The organism is Sorangiineae bacterium MSr11954 (assembly GCA_037157815.1).
GTDB lineage: Bacteria > Myxococcota_A > Polyangia > Polyangiales > Polyangiaceae > Pendulispora > Pendulispora albinea.
Genome location: CP089984.1, coordinates 1,724,933 through 1,741,034, shown reverse-complemented (window position 1 = coordinate 1,741,034; position 16,102 = coordinate 1,724,933). Strand labels below are relative to the sequence as shown.

The window sequence follows — 16,102 nt, the reverse complement described above, 5'->3', positions numbered from 1 at the left end:
CACCGATGTCGCCTCACATCGCCCGGTACGGCTCGCGTACAGCTACTCGAGCATCGAGAACGTGACGGACTGCACCCGGCGTGCGTCCGCGTCGACCAGCAAAACGCCGTCGACGTCGAACGCCACGCGGTATTCCAAGAGCTGCCGGCGGGTCGCCGCCGTGTCGATGCGGGGGGCCAGCTTGCCGGTCTTCACCTCGGCCACATAGCGTGCGCCGCGTTTCTGCACGAGGTAGTCGGCGCGAAGCCCTACGGTGAACGGCTCTCGGTCGATCCAGATGACGTAATTTGCAACGATTTGGGCCCCCAGGATCTCGTAACCGAGCCCTTCGAGCCACTCGGCAGCGCCCGCCTCACCTTCGGCGGCACGCGCCAGCCGCGCGCGCATGCGAACGCGCCGCAGCCATGCTTCGAACGAACGAAATACGACATGAACGGCGATCCCGGCCAGGATCAGCGCGACGGCGAGCACGCGCCAATCGGTGAGCCAAGCGCGAAGATCCATCGTCGGTTATGCCGCGGCCGCGGGGTGGCCGCTCGTTCGGGTCGGGGGTTTGGACGAGGGGCCGGGAGGAGCCACGGGGGTGGGGGCCGACACCGGGGGAAGCGAAACGGCGAGCGCCAAGCCGGTCATCGTGAGCCGGATGCGGTCGTGGTCTTCGAACTCCACGAGCCGGGAGCGCTCGAGCATACGAAGGGCGATGCGAAGGACGGGGACGAGATCGCTCCGATCCCCGCGGGGGGGAAGTTGCTCGACGACGCGGACGATGATTTCGTCCGCATCGACGGGGGCGCGATCGCGGGCGGATTCGAACAAGACACGCAAAACGTGGGTCGCAAACGGAGCTCGAATATCCATGGGCCCGACATTATCGATACCCTGAACACCTGTCCAGTAACCCACCTCCTTTTTTTCAACCCGCCGTTTTCCCCCTAATTTCTACGTCTTTTCACCTCGAGAACCACGTGCCCTCCCGAAACGGATCCCGTCCCCTCGACCAAAGCACGGTTCCCCCAAACCGGGCAAAATGACGACTCCTTTCACCCGTCCCACCGGCGCTTTCCCCCTCCGCAAAGCACCGCTCGGCCCCCTCCGCGAAGCACCGCCTCGGCACCCTCCGCGAAGCAGCGCCTCTTTCACCCGGCGCAAAGCACCGCCTCTCGCACCGCTCTGCGCGCTCCGCGGGAGCACCGCCTCTTCATCCGGCGCACCGGCGCTTTCCCCCTCCGCAAGGCACCGCCCCGCCCCCCTCCGCAAAGCACCGCCTCGGCACCCTCCGCGAAGCACCGCCTCTTCACCCGGCGCACCAGCGCTTCCCCCCTCCGCGAAGCACCGCCTCGACACCCTCCGCAAAGCACCGCCTCGGCACCCTCCGCGAAGTAGCGCCTCTTTCACCCGGCGCAAAGCACCGCCTCTCGTACCGCTCGGCACACTCCGCGAAGCACCGCCTCTTCACCCGGCGCACCGGCGCTTTCCCTCCACAAAGCCCCCGCACCGCGCAAAGCACGAATCACTTCACCCCGAGCTCGTGAAACAAGAAGCTCAACTCGTCGGTCACCTCGTCGACCAACTTGTGCGTCGGCTTCCCCGCCCCATGCCCCGCCTTGGTCTCGAGCCGAAGCAGAATGGGCCGATCCGGCGCTCCCTGCGCCTCCTGCATGCGCGCCGCCATCTTGCGCGCGTGCATGGGATCGACGCGCGCATCGCTCTCGGCGCTGGTGAACAGCATGGCGGGGTAGCGCACACCGTCCTTCACGTGGTGGTAGGGCGAGTATGCGTAGAGCACCTTGAACTGCTCCGGGTTGGCCGGATCGCCGTACTCCGGGATCCACGCTTGGGCGATGCGGAAGTGCGTGTAGCGCACCATGTCGGTGAGCGGCACCAGCGAGAGCCCTGCCCGAAAGAGCTCGGGCCGCTGGGTGGCCGCCACCGAGGTGAGGAGGCCGCCGTTGGAGCCGCCCCCGATGGCGAGACGGGACGGGTTGGTGATTTTCTGCGCGATCACCTCTTCCGCGCACGCGATGAAGTCGTCGAACACGTTTTGCTTGTTCGCGAGCATCCCCGCCTTGTGCCACTCTTCGCCGAACTCCCCGCCCCCGCGCAAAATGGTGAACACCCATACGCCGCCGTGGCGCACGGTCGCCAGGGTGCGGGCGCTGAAGGTGGGGGTCATCAGTTGGTTGAAGCCCCCGTAGCCCCAGAGGACGGTGGGCGTCTCGCCGTTCTTGGTGAAGCCCTCGCCGGAGACGACGAACATCGGGATCTTCGTGCCGTCCTTCGAGGTGGCGTGCAGGAGGTTCACGTTGATCTTCTCGTTCGCGAACTTCTCGCCCACCCGATCCCAAATTTCGGGCTTGCTGGCGCTGTTCTTCAGGTCGACGCGCGACACCGTGGGCGGCGTGGCGTACGAGAAGAACTCGACGAACGCCTCGTCCCCGTCGTGCGCGCCGCTCACCATGGCCGTGCCGATGCCGGGCAGCGGAATCGGCCCCTTGGCCTTGCCCTGCAGATCGAAGCGCTCGATGCGGGTGGAGGCCTCGTGCAGGTACGTCGCCACGATGGTCTTGCCGATGATGTCCACCCCGGTGAGCACGTCGGGCCCTTCGACGATCAGCTCCTTCCAGTGCGTGCGATCCGGCTGCTTGTAGTCGACCGCAAAGAGACGGTAGTGCGGCGCGCCGTCGTTGGTGAGGATGTACATGCGATCGTCGCGCACGATGGGATCGAAGAGGGCCTCGGTCCTCACCGCCACCTCCGTCCACTTGTTCGCGTTCGTGCCCGCGCCCTTCGCGTGCAAATCCTGCATGTACACTTCGCTCTTGGCCCACCCCTGGTGCACGGACACCACCAGCCAGCGCCCGTTCGGGGACAGCACCACGCCGGGCGTGTCGGTCTTCTCGCGGCCCGAGCCGAAGACGAGCACGTCGTCTTTGGGATCGGCGCCCACCACGTGGCGGAACACCTTGGAGTAGTACTTCTCGTCGCCCGGCGGCACGGAGCCCGGCTCGGGGTGGCGCGTGTAGTAGAAGGCCTTGTTTCCAGGCTCCCACGCCACCGACGCGTAGCGGGCGTACGGGATGCGATCGGGCAGGTCTTTGCCCGTCTTGACGTCGCGGATGAAGAGGGTGCTGTCCTCGCTGCCGTCCTCGCTGCGGCCCCAGGCGACGAACTTGCCGTCGCGTGACGGGTACCACCAGTCGATGGCGCTCGTACCGTCGGCCGAGAGGGCCGATGCGTCGATGAGCACCCGGTCCGGACCGTCCACCTTGTCGCGAACGTACAGGGTTGGCTGGTTCTGCTCGCCCTCGCGCTTCATATGGAAGTAGCGGCGCTGCCCGGGGGCCGGTGTGGCCACGAACGGCGCGCCGACCACGCCCACATGGAGCAGCTCGGAGATTTCACGCCGGAGCACCTCGTGCGACGGGGCGAGCTCGAGGAATTTGCGCGTCTTCTCGTTCTGTTGATCCGTCCACGCTTTCACGTCGGGGGCGTCGCCGTCTTCGAGCCAGCGAAAGGGATCTTCGACGGTCACGCCGTGCAGGGTCTCGGTCACAGCTCCAGGTTTCGGCAAGCGAACATTCCTTTCCGTGGATGCGTCTCCACGCTCCGCGACGCCCATCGGGTGGCGCGTCGGGTGCGACTCACCGCCGCAACCCATGACAGCACAACCGAGAAGGAGCGCGACTTGAAGGTGGCTCGGCTTGAATGACAGGCGCGAGACCAGATCCCAAAAACGCATGGCCTGCCATCCTCGCCCACCCCGCTCGCGTTTGTCGACCCCAGCAGGCACCTCCTGGCGCGTTAGGCCGGTGGTGGCAGCGACCTCTTCGATGCAAGTGTAGACCTTTGCTGGCTTCTCAACGAAGATTCCGTCCATGTCCTTCGTACTTCGCGGAGCCATTTTTCTGGCCCTGGGGACCTTGCTCGATCCCTGCAGCAAGCTCGGGATTCGGGCCGACGAAAGCGCCAAAGACGCACCGGGGCACGCCAACGCGGCCACCCCGGCGGCGCCCGTGTCCGCCGAGCAGGTGTCCATCGACGAAGCGACCAAGCTTTGCGCGGCCGGCGACTGCCTGACGGCGCACGATCGCATCCAAATGGCCCTCCCACCCAGCGCGCCCTTTCGGCAGTCCGCGGAGTTCAAGAGCCTCGAGAATCGTTGGGCCGAGGCCGCCATTGCGGGGGCGCAGACGGATCCCGACCTTGCCGCGCGCCGAAAAGTGTTGGAAGAGGTGGTGGCTTCCAACGTGGTCGACCCTCCCTACAAGACGCGGGCGCGCGACACCCTCGCCAAGCTCCCTCTTCCCAGCCCGCAGAGCGGCGCGCCGGATGCATCGGCCGACGCGGCACCGGCCGGATCGGGCAGCTCGGATGCCGAGTCGAAGTCGAAAGAGCACCGGCATCGAAGCCACGAGGGCCGCTCCTCCCACAAGAAAGGCGAAAAGTGACGCGACCTCTGATCGTGCTGGCCAACGACGATGGATATTCGAGCCGCGGCATCCGAACGATGCGCGATGCGCTCCTGGAAATCGGGGACGTGGTCCTCATCGCGCCCGAGAGCGAACAAAGTGCGTCGAGCCATGCGCTCACGTTGCATCGCCCGCTGCGGCTGCGCATGGTCGAAGAAGGCATCTTCGCCGTCGATGGCACACCGGCGGACTGTATTTACGTGGCGCTGCACGCGGGCGGGCGCGTGCTCCCGCGCCGGCCGGACTTGGTCGTCTCGGGGCTCAATCACGGGCTGAACCTGGGCCAAGACGTCTTTTACTCCGGCACGGTGGCCGCCGCACGCGAGGGCGCCCTGCAGGGCATCCCGGCCCTGGCCACCAGCGCCCATACCCAGGCGGATTTCGCCGCCGCGTCGCGGCTGTGCGCGCGGCTCGCGCTCGGCTTGCATCAGGCCTGTTCCGGCCGAAAACACGCGTCGAAGGCGGTCATGACGAGCGGCGCGCGGCAGGTCGCGGAGCCCGCGCCGCTGCTTTCGGTCAACGTTCCGCGCGACTGGAACGGCAAGGTGGAACCGGCGCGGCTGGGGATGCGCATCTACGAGGAGCTGGTCGATTTTCGTCAGGATCCGCGGGGCCGTGAGTACTTCTGGCTGGGTGGTCCGGGGGTCACCCACGAGCAGAGCCCGGGTACCGACACCGACGCCTTCGATCGCGGCTACGCTACCCTGACCGCGTTGATGCTCGATCTGACCGACACCACGCGCGGCACGCTGACGAGCACGTTGGCGCGCGACGCCGGCGCCGATCGGACCACGGGGAGCGCCGGCGAAGACCAAGTCGATTCTTGATCGACCGCGCGGCGTTCATGCCATCATCGACGGTCGGGCCGCCGCGCACGAGCAGCCCGTCGTAGGTCGATATCGAAGGGAGCGGGAACGATGGGAGCCAAGAAAAAGACGCCTTCGGATTTTCCTCGGCGTGAGGGGGAAGCTGCGGAGCTTACCGTGCCGCGCGATGCACTCAGCTTCGCGGCCTCCAAAATCCGCAACATCGCGGACTTTCCAAAGCCTGGGATCCTGTTCAAGGACATCACCCCGCTGCTCGCGAGCCCGCGCGCCTTCCACATCGTGCTCGACGCCATCGCGGAGCGCTTCATCGGAGAGCACATCGACGCCATCGTGGGCGTGGAAGCGCGCGGATTCATCTTCGGCGGCGCCCTCGCCGCGCGCCTGAACGCGAGCTTCGTGCCCGCGCGCAAACCCGGCAAGCTCCCCGCCGCGTGCGACGAGGTCACCTACGAGACCGAGTACAGCGTGGCGACCCTCGAGATGCACAAAGGGTCGGTGACCGAAGAAGCGCGCGTCATCGTGGTGGACGATCTGCTCGCCACCGGCGGCACCGCCAAAGCGGCGGCCGATTTGGTGCGCAAGCAAGGCGGTTATGTGGTGGCATACGCCTTCGTCGTGGAGCTGTCGTTCCTCGGCGGCCGCGATCGGCTCATGCCCGTCAAAGTCGAGAGCGTAATTCAGTATTGAAAGAGAGAGAGCGCCAACCGCCAGGACCCGAGGAGCGCCAGGGTTTTGGTGTGAGTTCGGCTCTTCTCGTTTGCTCTTGTTTTCTCGCGTTTGCGACCCTGGCGCCCTGGCGGTTTGATTCAGGGGCGGTTTCGAGCACCGCCCCGGCCGACCTTACTTGTTCGGCTGCGGCGTGATGCGAAGGTACGGCTTCAGCACCGTGTGGCCCTTGGGGAACTTTTGCTTGATGACGTCGGGATCCTGAATCGACGGCAGGATCACCACGTCGTTGCCCTGGGTCCAGTTGGCGGGGGTGGCCACGGAGTGGCTGTCGGTGAGCTGCAGCGAGTCGATGACGCGCAACACCTCGTCGAAGTGGCGGCCGGTGCTCGCCGGGTAGGTGATGGTCGCGCGGACCTTCTTGTTCGGGTCGATGATGAAGACGGAGCGGACGGTGAGCGTGTCGTTCGCCTCCGGGTGAATCATGTCGTAGAGGGTGGCGACTTTGCGGTCGGAGTCCCCGAGGATCGGGTAATTCAGCTTCGTCTTTTGCGTCTCCTCGATGTCCCCCGTCCAGCGCTTGTGCGAATCGACGTCGTCGACGCTCACGGCGATGACCTTCACGTTCCGCTTTTCGAACTCGGGCTTGAGCTTGGCCACGGTGCCCAGCTCCGTGGTGCACACGGGCGTGAAGTCCTTGGGGTGCGAGAAGAGCACCGCCCAGCTGCTTCCGATCCACTGATGAAACGAGATGTCTCCCTCGGTCGACGACTGCGTGAAATCAGGCGCGATGCTTCCAATGCGAATGGTGGCCATGGCTGACTCCTTGAGCTTTCCGCTATACTAGAGCACCCTCTATAATAACGGATGCCTCTGCCGACAAGCGCGGCCTTGCAAAGTCGCTCCCCATGCGCCATCCGGCGATGGCCGATCCGCGGAGCATCGCGCGAAACCTTCAGGTCCGGCAATGCGGCGCGTGGGCCAACGCCGCCCGGCGCGTCCTCTCGACCCCCGGGGCGGCGAGGGTGCGCGCCCGGCTCGTCAGCTCGGGGCCGGCAGCTTCGGGGGTGCCCGTATCGAACGGCGGCTCGGGCGCGTACTCGAACATCAGCTCCTGCAGCTTCGCGTAGTCGTCGCCGCGCAGCTGGGCGGAGATGGTCAGCGCAAAATCGATCCCGGCCGTCACGCCCCCGCCCGTGATGCGGTTGCGATCGCGAACCACGCGCTCGGACACCGGGGTCGCGCCCAAGATCGGCAAGATGTCACGGTAGGCCCAGTGGGTCGCAGCCCGGTAACCGCAGAGGAGCCCCGCGGCGCCGAGCAAGAGCGAGCCCGTGCACACGCTGGTCACATAGCGGGCGCGCCTTCCACGGTGCGCCACGAACGCGACCAGCTCCCGATCCAGCATCGCATCGGCGGTGCCGTGGCCGCCGGGGATGAACAAGATATCGAGGCGCTTGGGGCACGCGTGCAGCGGGGTGGTGGCCTGGATGCCAAGCCCGCTGTCGCTCACCACCACCTTCGTGTCCTTCCACAGGACATGGAGCTTCACATCGCCGAGGCCCGCGAAGATCAACTGCGGGCCCACGAAGTCCTGCGCCGTGAAGTTGGGATACAGCAACATCCCAATTTGCAGCGGGCCGCTCGACCCATCTGCCGCATCGTTGCCTTCGTCCGCGTCCGCGTCCACGTCGGGCGCGCCGAGAGGCGCCGTCGTCTCCTTCGGCGCCTCGCCGTCCTTTGCATCGAGCGCACACCCTGCCAAAAAAGCCGAAATTCCTGCACTGAAGCTACGCCGACCCACGATCATGCCGCATGCTCCCTTCTGCGAGGTTCGAGCCTCGATGATTAGAAGCGAGACCCGAGCACGACCATGCGACACATCGTCGCGGCGCCGGGATCGTTCACGCCTGCATCGACCGCCGTGGGAAACCGCAAAGCACGTCCACGTGCCGTTTGCGTGACGACTCAGGCGCCGGTCGTCACGAACCCTGTTGGCGGCTGGCGAAGAACGCATCGGGATCGATGCCGAACGCGCGGATGTTGAGCTTCTCGAAGATCTCCTCGGCGCGGCGCGCATACGAATCCGCCTCGGCGGCGAGGTTCGGATCGCCCTCGGCCTTGGCGGCGAGGTGCAGCATGGCGGCGTAGGCGCGGCAGCTTCGCGCGAGCTCCACGTCGTTGCCGATCTCCTCGAACACCTCGATCGACTGCAGCACATAGGCGCGCGCGTTCTCCTGCCACTCGCCGCCCGCGCTCCCCTCGGCGCTCACCTCGGCCAGCGCGCGCAGCGCGATCCCCACCTCGACCTTGTTTTGAACTTCGGTGAACATCTCCATCGCGCGCAGCATGCACTCGCGCGCCTTCGTGTACTCGCGCCGCGCCAGATAGGCGCGACCGAGGCCGCGGACGGCCTCCGCCAGGCCGACTTTGTCGCCCAGCTCGTCGGCCAGCTCCTCGGCTTGTTTCAAATAGAAAATGGCCTTTTCGACCTCGCCCACCCGATTGAGCGTCTTGCCCAAATTGGTGAGCACCAGCGCCATGCGGTTGCGATCGGCGATGCCCTTGGCGACCTCGTACGCCTCGTGGTAGAGGGGCAGCGCCCGGTGATCGTCGTGCTGCTCCTCGGCCACCATGCCGAGATCGTTCAAGCTGATGACGACCCCCACCAAGTCGCCAATCTCCCGGCGGATCTGCAGCGCCTGCTCGAAGCACTCGAGCGCGCGCGTGAACTGCCCCGAGTCTTGATAGACCTTGCCCAAGTTGTTCAAGGACAGCGCGATGGAGCGCCGATCGCCGATCTGCCGGCGCATGGCCAAGGCGCGGCCCGTGTACTCCAGCGCGCGGTGGTAGTCGCCGCGCAGGAAGTGGAGCTTGCCGATGTCGTCGACCGTGCTGGCGATGCCGCGCTCGTCCTCCGACTCGGCGAAGAGCGCGAGGGCGGTGTCGAGGTGGCGCTTGGCCTCGTCGAGCTGCCCCGTGTCGCGGTAAAGACGGCCGATGCGGCCGTGGGCGGCGCCGCCGCGGGCGCGCAGATCGAGCCGGTGGGCGCGGGTGAGCATCTCGCGAAAGGCGCTGAGCGCGTCCTCGTTGCGGCCGAGGGCCTGGAGCACGTCGCCGTAGTGGTGCAGCCCGAAGATGCGCTGATCGGGGTTGGCCTCGATGCCCGCGCCGCTCAAGAGCGAGAGGCCGAGCGCGTAGTACTCCACCGCCTTGGAGTTGGCATATTGCGCGCGGGCCACGTCCCCCGCCTCCAGAAACGCCGCCGCGGCCTGCGAGGGCGCGCCCGCCGCCTCCCGATGGCGCGCGAGCATGCCCATGGTCTCCTCGTGCGCATGCACTTGCGCCTTGAACGAGAGCCAGTCGGCCAGCTGCGCGTGGTAGCGGCGCGCGGTCAAAGGCGGGATGAGCTTCACCAGCGCCTCGCGCTCGAGGTTGTGCTTGAAGACGTACTCCTCGTCATGCGGAAAGGTGCTGTCGGGTAGCTTGAGGATGTAATCGCGCTCCGTCAGATCGCGCAGGACCTGGCGCATGGCGAGGATCTCCTCGGAGTCGCCCGCCGCCCAGAACTCCGGCGTGGGTTGCTCCAGCCGGTGGATGGCCAAGAGCCCCCCCAGCCAGAACACCGCGCCCATGGTGGCCGCCCGCTCGAGCAGATCGCGCTCGGCCGGCGCCAAGGCGGCGATGCGCGCTTGAACGGCGTCCTCCACGGTGAGCGGCAGGCGCACGTCCTCGAGCTTATCGACGTGGATGCGCCAGCGCTCCTCCTCCGCCAGCTCGTCCTCCGCCTCGAGCACGCCCATATCGAGGAAGATGCGGACCATCTGATCGAGCAGCGCAGGGTTGCCGCCGGCCAGGTTGCACGCGGCCTCCACCAGCTCCGGGCGCGCCGGATCGTCGCCGGAGGGCGAGAGCAGATCGTTCATGGCCGACTGCGCGTCGGCCTCGGAGAGCGGCGCGAGCTCCATCCAGTGATGGCGCCCGCTCCCGTGCGAGAACCACGTGTCGCGGCGCGCCAGGATCTCGGGCCGCGCCATGCACAAGACGAGAATCGGCGCCTGCAGATGGTCGATCAAGTAACTGAGCAGATCGAGCGACGCGTCGTGCGCATGATGAAGATCGTCGAACACCAAGACGATGGGCGCGCGCCCGCCGGGCCCACCCGAAAAGCCACCTGACGAACCGCCCGAGGCCGGACCGGAGGAGCCATTGGCGCCGGCGTCGGCCTCGAGGAAGCGCTTGACGATGGCGCGGCGCAAGAGGCTCGCGCCCGACGTGCCCTCGCCCGGCGCCGCTTCGACGGCATGGATCAAGGGCGAGGGCGGAAAATCGAGGCCCACCAGCTTGCCGAGGAAGTAACAGATGTCGCCGACATTCGTGTCGCCGAGGACGGTGGTGACCTGGCTCCGCAGCTGGGCCATCGCGGCCTCGGGGTCCATCCCATCGACCAAGCCAAAACGCGCGCGGAGGATGCGCGCAAAGATCCCGAACTCCGCGTCGACCGCGCGCGCGCTGCCGCGAAACACGCGCGGCGCCCTGTCGTGCGGGCCGCGCATCTTGCTCAAGAAGTCGCGCACCAGCCGGGTCTTCCCGATCCCGGCGGCGCCGAGGATGGTCACCGTGCGCGCGCGGCCCTTGTCGCGCACATTGCGGAGCGCGTCGTGCAGCTCGTGCATCTCGGCTGCGCGTCCGACCAAGGTGGCCCGATGCTCGTTGGACGCGAAACTCTGGGATGAGGCAAAACTCAACGTTTCTGCCATAGGTTTGCGAAGTCTACCACGGCGCTTGCGCGGGATAGCGGGTTCGAAAGGAGCTCGGGCGCCGAACCTTCGCGCTAAAGGTCCCCGTCCGCATCGTCGATGGGGTCGACCGGATCGGCGGGGCCGCTCGGCGTGGAGAGCACCGCGGGGGGCGGATCCCACCAGGGCGCATCGGATGCCGATGTCGGACCCTTTCGATCCGGCTTGCTGGATTGGCTCGATCCCGCCTGCGCCGGCCGCGCGGCCGGGTCGGCGGAGGGCGTGCGCCCCGCACCATGCGCCACGCTCCCGGGGTTCGCGCGCCCTCGCGCATGCGGTGGGTGCGGCGCCGGGACGCGCGCATACACCGGACCGCCCTTGCGCATGGGGAACTCGATGCACTCGTGCATCCCGCTCGGGCACGTGATGCGCACATGGAAATGGTCGTCGTGCGGAAGCGAGCCGCGCGGCTGCATCAGAAGCTCCGCCGCGCGGTTGCGAACGGCGACGGGGGCCCCGATGCGGGCCGCGTACGCGAGCAAGCGCGCGCGAAGGGGCGAGGCCACGAAAATGTGGCTCACGTGCGCGACCGGATCGGTGACGAACGACGTGACCAGGAGCCAGTTGCGCTCATCGTCGAAGTAGGCGCCCGGCCAGGTGCCGGCGGTGCCATCGGCGCGAAAGGGGACGAAGCGATCGGAGAGGACGGGCTTGCCCGCGTAGTTCTTCACATAGAACGCGATGTCCGCGTCGCGACCGCTCTCGTGCGAGGCATGCCGATCGATCTCGCCTCCGCCGCGCCGCGAGAGGTGCCCCACCGAGAGCACCGCGTCGGGGTACTTCTTGCGCACCTGCCGCGCGGCGCGCTCGATCATGTCCACCAGAGGACCGAGGCCCCAGCGCGCATCGCTGCCCGCATAGAAGGGCACCACGCGCAAGTACGGCGTTTCTTCGATGTGCGATCCACCGATCAGGTGGCCCGTCGTCGGCGAGCCCACGCTTCGTCCGATGCGCATGGCCGCCGCGCTCATCGCTACGGCGCTGTGCATCACACGGGGCGCGCCCGCCGGCCGGGCCCCCGCGGTCGATGAGAGAATCACGGCGCAGACCGTGACGAAGAGGCCAAGCCGCGCCGGCACCATGGGCCAAACCAAACACACGCGATGGGATGCGGCCAAAAAATGTGCTGCAGCTACCCCTCGACGAGGAGCAGAGCCTCGGGCTACCGTGCGGCACGTTGGAGGTTATCCGTGGACAAGGTGGTCAAGAGCGCCCGCGAGGCGTGTGCCGACATTCCGAACGGCGCGACCCTTCTGGCAGGTGGATTCGGGCTTTGCGGCATCCCCGAGAACTGCATCCGCGCCCTACGGGAGCTCGGAACGAAGGATCTCACGTTCGTCTCGAACAACTGCGGGGTCGATGATTTCGGCCTCGGCATTCTCCTCGCGAACAAACAAATCGTGAAGATGGTCTCGAGCTACGTCGGCGAGAACAAAGAGTTCGAGCGACAGTACCTCTCCGGTGAGCTCGAGGTCGAGCTCGTTCCCCAGGGCACGCTGGCCGAGCGCTTGCGCGCGGGCGGCGCCGGAATACCTGCATTCTACACACCCACCGGCGCCGGCACCGCGGTGAGCGACGGCGGGCTACCGCTGAAGTACGCGGCCGATGGCTCGGTGGCCAAGGCCTCTCCCGCCAAGGAAGTGCGCGAGTTCGACGGGCGTGCGTACGTCCTCGAGCGCGCCATCCGCGGCGATTTCGCGATCGTGAAAGCGTGGAAGGGTGACCGCTTCGGCAACCTCGTCTACCGCCACACGGCCATGAACTTCAACCCGATGATGGCGTCCGCCGCCACCGTCACCATCGCCGAGGTGGAGGAGATCGTCCCCGTGGGTGAGCTCGAGCCCTCGCAGATTCACACGCCGGGCATCTACGTGCACCGCATCTTCCAAGGGCCTTCGTACGAGAAGCGCATCGAGCGCCGCACGGTGAGGAGCTAGTCCATGTCCCAAGTCGGACTTACCCGCGAACAAATTGCCCAGCGCGCCGCCCAGGAGCTCAAGGACGGCTACTACGTCAACCTCGGAATCGGCATGCCCACCTTGGTCGCCAACTACATCCCGCAAGGGGTGGAGGTGGTGCTCCAAAGCGAGAACGGGCTGCTCGGCATCGGCCCCTACCCGCACGCGAGCGAGCTCGATCCCGATCTCATCAACGCGGGCAAAGAGACGGTCACCATGCTGCCCGGCTCCGCGATCTTCTCCAGCGCCGAGAGCTTTGGACAGATCCGCGGCGGGCACATCGATTTGGCCATCCTGGGCGCCATGCAGGTCTCCGAGCTCGGCGATCTCGCCAACTGGATGATCCCCGGCAAGATGGTCAAAGGCATGGGCGGCGCCATGGATCTCGTGGCCAGCGCCAAGCGCGTGGTCGTGATCATGGATCACGCGGCCAAGGGCGGTGCGCCAAAGATCCTCCGCGAGTGTTCCCTCCCCCTCACCGGCCGGCGCGTGGTGCACCGGATCATCACCGATCTGGCCACCATCGATGTGACACCGGACGGGCTCGTCTTGCGCGAGGTGGCACCCGGGCTCAGCGCACGCGACGTTCAGGAGAAAACGGAGCCCACCTTGAAGGTGCCGAGCGATCTCGCCCAGATGTCCGTGTAACATTCTGCCGGGTGGGGATGCCAAACGAGGTGGGGACACAGAACGAGCCGAGGAAGCCGAGCGATCGCGATGCGCTGGTCGTTTTGCTGGAGCTCACGGCGCACCTCACCGAAAGCCACCGCCGCCTCGAGGACGCGCTCCAAAACGTCACCGATGCGGCGCTGCGGCTTTTGCCCGGCGACCACGCGTCGATTCGGCTGCTCGACAGTTCGTACAATGAGCTACTTGTAGGAGCGCGATCGGGTGAGGGCCGCCAGCATCGTCCGATGACCTTTCGCCGGGGCGAGGGGCTCATCGGGTGGGTGGTGGCCCAAGCCGAGGGCGTGATTGTCGCCGATGTGCACGCGGACCCGCGCTTTCTGCCCAATCGCACACCGAATCATCAGGGCTTTCACGTGCGCTCCTTGCTCGCGGAGCCCCTCTGGTCCGGCGGATCGGTGATTGGGGTGCTGTCGGTCTCCTCGCCGCACCCCGGGCGCTTTACGGGCGACCATCAGCTGCTCGGGCGGCTGCTCGCCAACTGCTCGTCGCCGCCCATCGAGCGTGCCCGGCTCGGTCGCTTGGCCATGACCGACGATCTGACCCTCGCCTACAACCTGCGCTACCTCGTGCCGCGGCTGCACGAAGAAATGGAGCGCGCGCGGCGCACGGGTCAGGCGCTGAGCATGCTCTTGATGGATCTGGACCATTTCAAGCGGGTCAACGATGCGCACGGCCACGCCGTCGGCGACGCGGTGCTTCGCGTCTTCGCCGATCGCGTGCGCACGCGGGTGCGGAGGGTCGATATCTTCGTCCGCCGGGGCGGCGAAGAGTTCACGTTGGTCATGCCCGCCACCACCCGCAACCACGCCCACGCCACCGCCGAGCGCATTCGCGAGAACCTCGACCTTCATCCGCTCGACGTGGCCGGCGAACGGGCCATTGCGCAAACCGTGAGCATCGGCGTGGCCACCTGGGATGGTGCCGAAACCTTGCAATCCTTCCAGCAGCGCGCCGACATGGCCATGTACCGCGCCAAGGAGCTCGGTCGCAACCGGGTCGTCGTTGCCCCCGGCCCCGAAGACCTACGCCGAATCTCGTGACCGCCCAGCCCCAGGATCAAAACCAACCAAACCAAGAGAGTGAACCGCCAGGACAACCAAGCATGGTTGGAATTTTATATCTTCTCTCTTGGCGACCTTAGCGCCCTGGCGGTGAATTCCTCGAGGCTCCTTCTCGCACGCTCGCACGCTCGCACGCCAGCTCAGTGGCACCCTTCACCGCCGGCGCCGGAGGGATCGCCGCCTCCCGGGCCGCCAGGTGCAGCAGGATCGCCCGCAGAGCTTGCACCGCCACCGGTGGGCGGCACGACGGCCCCGCCGGGGGACGGCGCGGTGGATTGCGCGCCATTTTCAAAGGCGCCGAGGGCGATGCGCGGGAGCGACGCGCGACCCACGGCGGTACCCGCCGGATCGACGGTGCGCATGGGCGGACTGGAACGCGGAGCGACCAGGGGCGATGGGAACACATGTCCGGCGGGGCTCACCGTCGGAATAAGGCCTTTGCCAATGAGTATGCTGGAGGCCGTCACGCGCACATCGTAATTTCCGATATTCACGAAGCCCGGATCGGTGCCGGTGATGCTACCCGTCACCGTGCTGGGGAGCGTGGTGCCCGCGGGAAGCCAATTGTTCGAGCCGGCGATGATTTCGCCTGCGACCCACTTGGCCTCGGTGGTACGAACGACGTTCACTGCACCGCCGCCCACCTTGTAGAACACGTTGTTGTGGAGCTCGATGGATTCGACCTTATCGAAAACTTGAATCACGGCCGCGGTCGAATTCGCTCGCAAAATGAACGTATTGTTGACGAATCGGTACCGGCCCGACGTATCGGCGTCACCATCGCCACCGACGCGGGCGACATTGGTGGTCTCTGGCTGCGTTGTCGTTTTGACGAATACGTTGCCCACGACATCGGAGTCTTCGCGTTTCAACCCTTCCGCGACGCCGTTTTCGGGCCCAATCAGCTCGATTTCGCGGTAATAACCGCCCTCGATCCAATTGTAATAGAGCTCATTTCGCTCCGCCCGGCTTTTGACGTTGTTCCCACCTTTGCCATCGTGCACATAGCTGTACTGCATTCGGAATACGGAGCCCGGATGCGTATTTTCGTCGGTCGCGATGTAGATCGGGTGCTTGGTGGTGCCGCTGCCGCAAGCATAAACCTCGACGTGATCGAGTGTGAGGGATCCCGAGTCGTCGTCGGCCCCGAGGATACCGTGGCCTACGCAGTCGTGGACGACGGTGTCGGCGATGGTGATGTCGTCCGCGTGATGGAAGACATTGCGAATATTTCCTGATTTGATGTCGAAGCCTTCGAAAACATAGTGGCTTCCATCGAACTGAACTGTGGTGTCGCCGCCCGAAATGATGGGGCGTGCGGTACCTGCGCGAATGCCGCGCACGCGTATGGGGTTCTCCTTCGTGCCCGAGTTCTTGAAGATGACGCCCCCCGCATACGGCGAGGATTGAGCGTAAACTTCCACCAGATCCCCAGGACCAACGAGCGAAGTAACCGCGTTGATGGTCGAATATTCCTTGCCTGGGCCGACTCTGAAGGTTTTTCCGAGGGGTGCCTGCGACACCGAGACAGGAGAGATCTCGCCAGAAGTACCCGCGGGGCACGACGACGATTCGGAATTTCCTTGACTGCAAGCCATGACCGCGGCGCCAAAAACTGCAGCCGAAATCGAT

14 protein-coding genes are annotated in these 16,102 nt (G+C 66.3%); 6 read left to right on the top strand and 8 right to left on the bottom strand.

Annotated features, from left to right (window positions below; translation table 11 throughout):
• Positions 1–42: 42 nt before the first annotated feature.
• The 3 genes from LZC94_07175 to LZC94_07165 form a co-directional block, all read right to left on the bottom strand.
• Positions 43–504 (bottom strand): hypothetical protein, encoded by a 462-nt coding sequence (locus LZC94_07175; protein ID WXB17048.1) that lies wholly within the window; start codon positions 502–504, stop codon positions 43–45.
• Between the two features lie 6 nt (positions 505–510).
• Positions 511–858 carry a hypothetical protein gene (locus LZC94_07170; protein WXB17047.1) on the bottom strand — a complete coding sequence of 116 codons (348 nt, stop codon included), beginning with the start codon at positions 856–858 and terminating at the stop codon, positions 511–513.
• A gap of 652 nt (positions 859–1,510) precedes the next feature.
• Entirely contained in the window at positions 1,511–3,571 is a 2,061-nt protein-coding gene (locus LZC94_07165) for a prolyl oligopeptidase family serine peptidase (protein ID WXB17046.1), read from the bottom strand.
• A 304-nt stretch (positions 3,572–3,875) separates the two neighbouring features.
• Between LZC94_07165 and LZC94_07160 the strand changes: the two genes are divergently transcribed.
• The 3 genes from LZC94_07160 to LZC94_07150 all read left to right on the top strand — a co-directional run bounded on the left by LZC94_07160 (position 3,876) and on the right by LZC94_07150 (position 5,983).
• Positions 3,876–4,448 carry a hypothetical protein gene (locus LZC94_07160; protein WXB17045.1) on the top strand — a complete coding sequence of 191 codons (573 nt, stop codon included), beginning with the start codon at positions 3,876–3,878 and terminating at the stop codon, positions 4,446–4,448.
• Positions 4,445–5,296, top strand: coding sequence for a 5'/3'-nucleotidase SurE (surE, locus tag LZC94_07155; GenBank protein ID WXB17044.1), 852 nt, complete (start codon positions 4,445–4,447; stop codon positions 5,294–5,296). Before LZC94_07160 ends, surE begins: the two co-directional genes overlap by 4 nt.
• Before the next feature lie 90 nt (positions 5,297–5,386).
• A complete protein-coding gene (locus LZC94_07150) occupies positions 5,387–5,983 on the top strand; it encodes an adenine phosphoribosyltransferase (GenBank protein WXB17043.1) in 597 nt (198 codons plus the stop codon).
• Positions 5,984–6,136: 153 nt separating this feature from the next.
• On the opposite strand, the gene LZC94_07145 is transcribed toward LZC94_07150, so the two are convergent.
• The 4 genes from LZC94_07145 to LZC94_07130 all read right to left on the bottom strand — a co-directional run bounded on the left by LZC94_07145 (position 6,137) and on the right by LZC94_07130 (position 11,843).
• Complete coding sequence (locus LZC94_07145; GenBank protein ID WXB17042.1) at positions 6,137–6,778, bottom strand: peroxiredoxin; 642 nt, start codon at positions 6,776–6,778, stop codon at positions 6,137–6,139.
• Between the two features lie 139 nt (positions 6,779–6,917).
• Positions 6,918–7,772 (bottom strand): DJ-1/PfpI family protein, encoded by an 855-nt coding sequence (locus tag LZC94_07140; GenBank protein ID WXB17041.1) that lies wholly within the window; start codon positions 7,770–7,772, stop codon positions 6,918–6,920.
• A gap of 172 nt (positions 7,773–7,944) precedes the next feature.
• On the bottom strand, positions 7,945–10,710 hold the full coding sequence (locus LZC94_07135; protein ID WXB17040.1) for a tetratricopeptide repeat protein: 2,766 nt from the start codon (positions 10,708–10,710) through the stop codon (positions 7,945–7,947).
• An 86-nt stretch (positions 10,711–10,796) separates the two neighbouring features.
• Positions 10,797–11,843 (bottom strand): penicillin-insensitive murein endopeptidase, encoded by a 1,047-nt coding sequence (locus LZC94_07130; GenBank protein WXB17039.1) that lies wholly within the window; start codon positions 11,841–11,843, stop codon positions 10,797–10,799.
• Between the two features lie 108 nt (positions 11,844–11,951).
• Between LZC94_07130 and LZC94_07125 the strand changes: the two genes are divergently transcribed.
• Genes LZC94_07125 through LZC94_07115 form a run of 3 tightly spaced genes read left to right on the top strand, consistent with a single transcriptional unit; the run spans position 11,952 to position 14,449 of the window.
• Positions 11,952–12,698 carry a CoA transferase subunit A gene (locus LZC94_07125; protein WXB17038.1) on the top strand — a complete coding sequence of 249 codons (747 nt, stop codon included), beginning with the start codon at positions 11,952–11,954 and terminating at the stop codon, positions 12,696–12,698.
• A 3-nt stretch (positions 12,699–12,701) separates the two neighbouring features.
• Complete coding sequence (locus tag LZC94_07120; protein WXB17037.1) at positions 12,702–13,367, top strand: CoA transferase subunit B; 666 nt, start codon at positions 12,702–12,704, stop codon at positions 13,365–13,367.
• 17 nt (positions 13,368–13,384) lie between these two features.
• A complete protein-coding gene (locus LZC94_07115) occupies positions 13,385–14,449 on the top strand; it encodes a sensor domain-containing diguanylate cyclase (GenBank protein WXB20357.1) in 1,065 nt (354 codons plus the stop codon).
• Positions 14,450–14,610: 161 nt separating this feature from the next.
• On the opposite strand, the gene LZC94_07110 is transcribed toward LZC94_07115, so the two are convergent.
• Entirely contained in the window at positions 14,611–15,894 is a 1,284-nt protein-coding gene (locus LZC94_07110) for a hypothetical protein (protein ID WXB17036.1), read from the bottom strand.
• Between the last annotated feature and the right edge of the window lie 208 nt (positions 15,895–16,102).

What these genes read in the sequence shown, in the direction of transcription:
- LZC94_07145 (WXB17042.1), bottom strand. Translation starts at nt 6,778, where the DNA reads ATGGCCACCATTCGCATTGGAAGCATCGCGCCTGATTTCACGCAGTCG.
- LZC94_07140 (WXB17041.1), bottom strand. Translation starts at nt 7,772, where the DNA reads ATGATCGTGGGTCGGCGTAGCTTCAGTGCAGGAATTTCGGCTTTTTTG.
- LZC94_07170 (WXB17047.1), bottom strand. Translation starts at nt 858, where the DNA reads ATGGATATTCGAGCTCCGTTTGCGACCCACGTTTTGCGTGTCTTGTTC.
- LZC94_07150 (WXB17043.1), top strand. Translation starts at nt 5,387, where the DNA reads ATGGGAGCCAAGAAAAAGACGCCTTCGGATTTTCCTCGGCGTGAGGGG.
- LZC94_07130 (WXB17039.1), bottom strand. Translation starts at nt 11,843, where the DNA reads ATGGTGCCGGCGCGGCTTGGCCTCTTCGTCACGGTCTGCGCCGTGATT.
- LZC94_07120 (WXB17037.1), top strand. Translation starts at nt 12,702, where the DNA reads ATGTCCCAAGTCGGACTTACCCGCGAACAAATTGCCCAGCGCGCCGCC.
- LZC94_07115 (WXB20357.1), top strand. Translation starts at nt 13,385, where the DNA reads ATGCCAAACGAGGTGGGGACACAGAACGAGCCGAGGAAGCCGAGCGAT.
- LZC94_07175 (WXB17048.1), bottom strand. Translation starts at nt 504, where the DNA reads ATGGATCTTCGCGCTTGGCTCACCGATTGGCGCGTGCTCGCCGTCGCG.
- LZC94_07160 (WXB17045.1), top strand. Translation starts at nt 3,876, where the DNA reads ATGTCCTTCGTACTTCGCGGAGCCATTTTTCTGGCCCTGGGGACCTTG.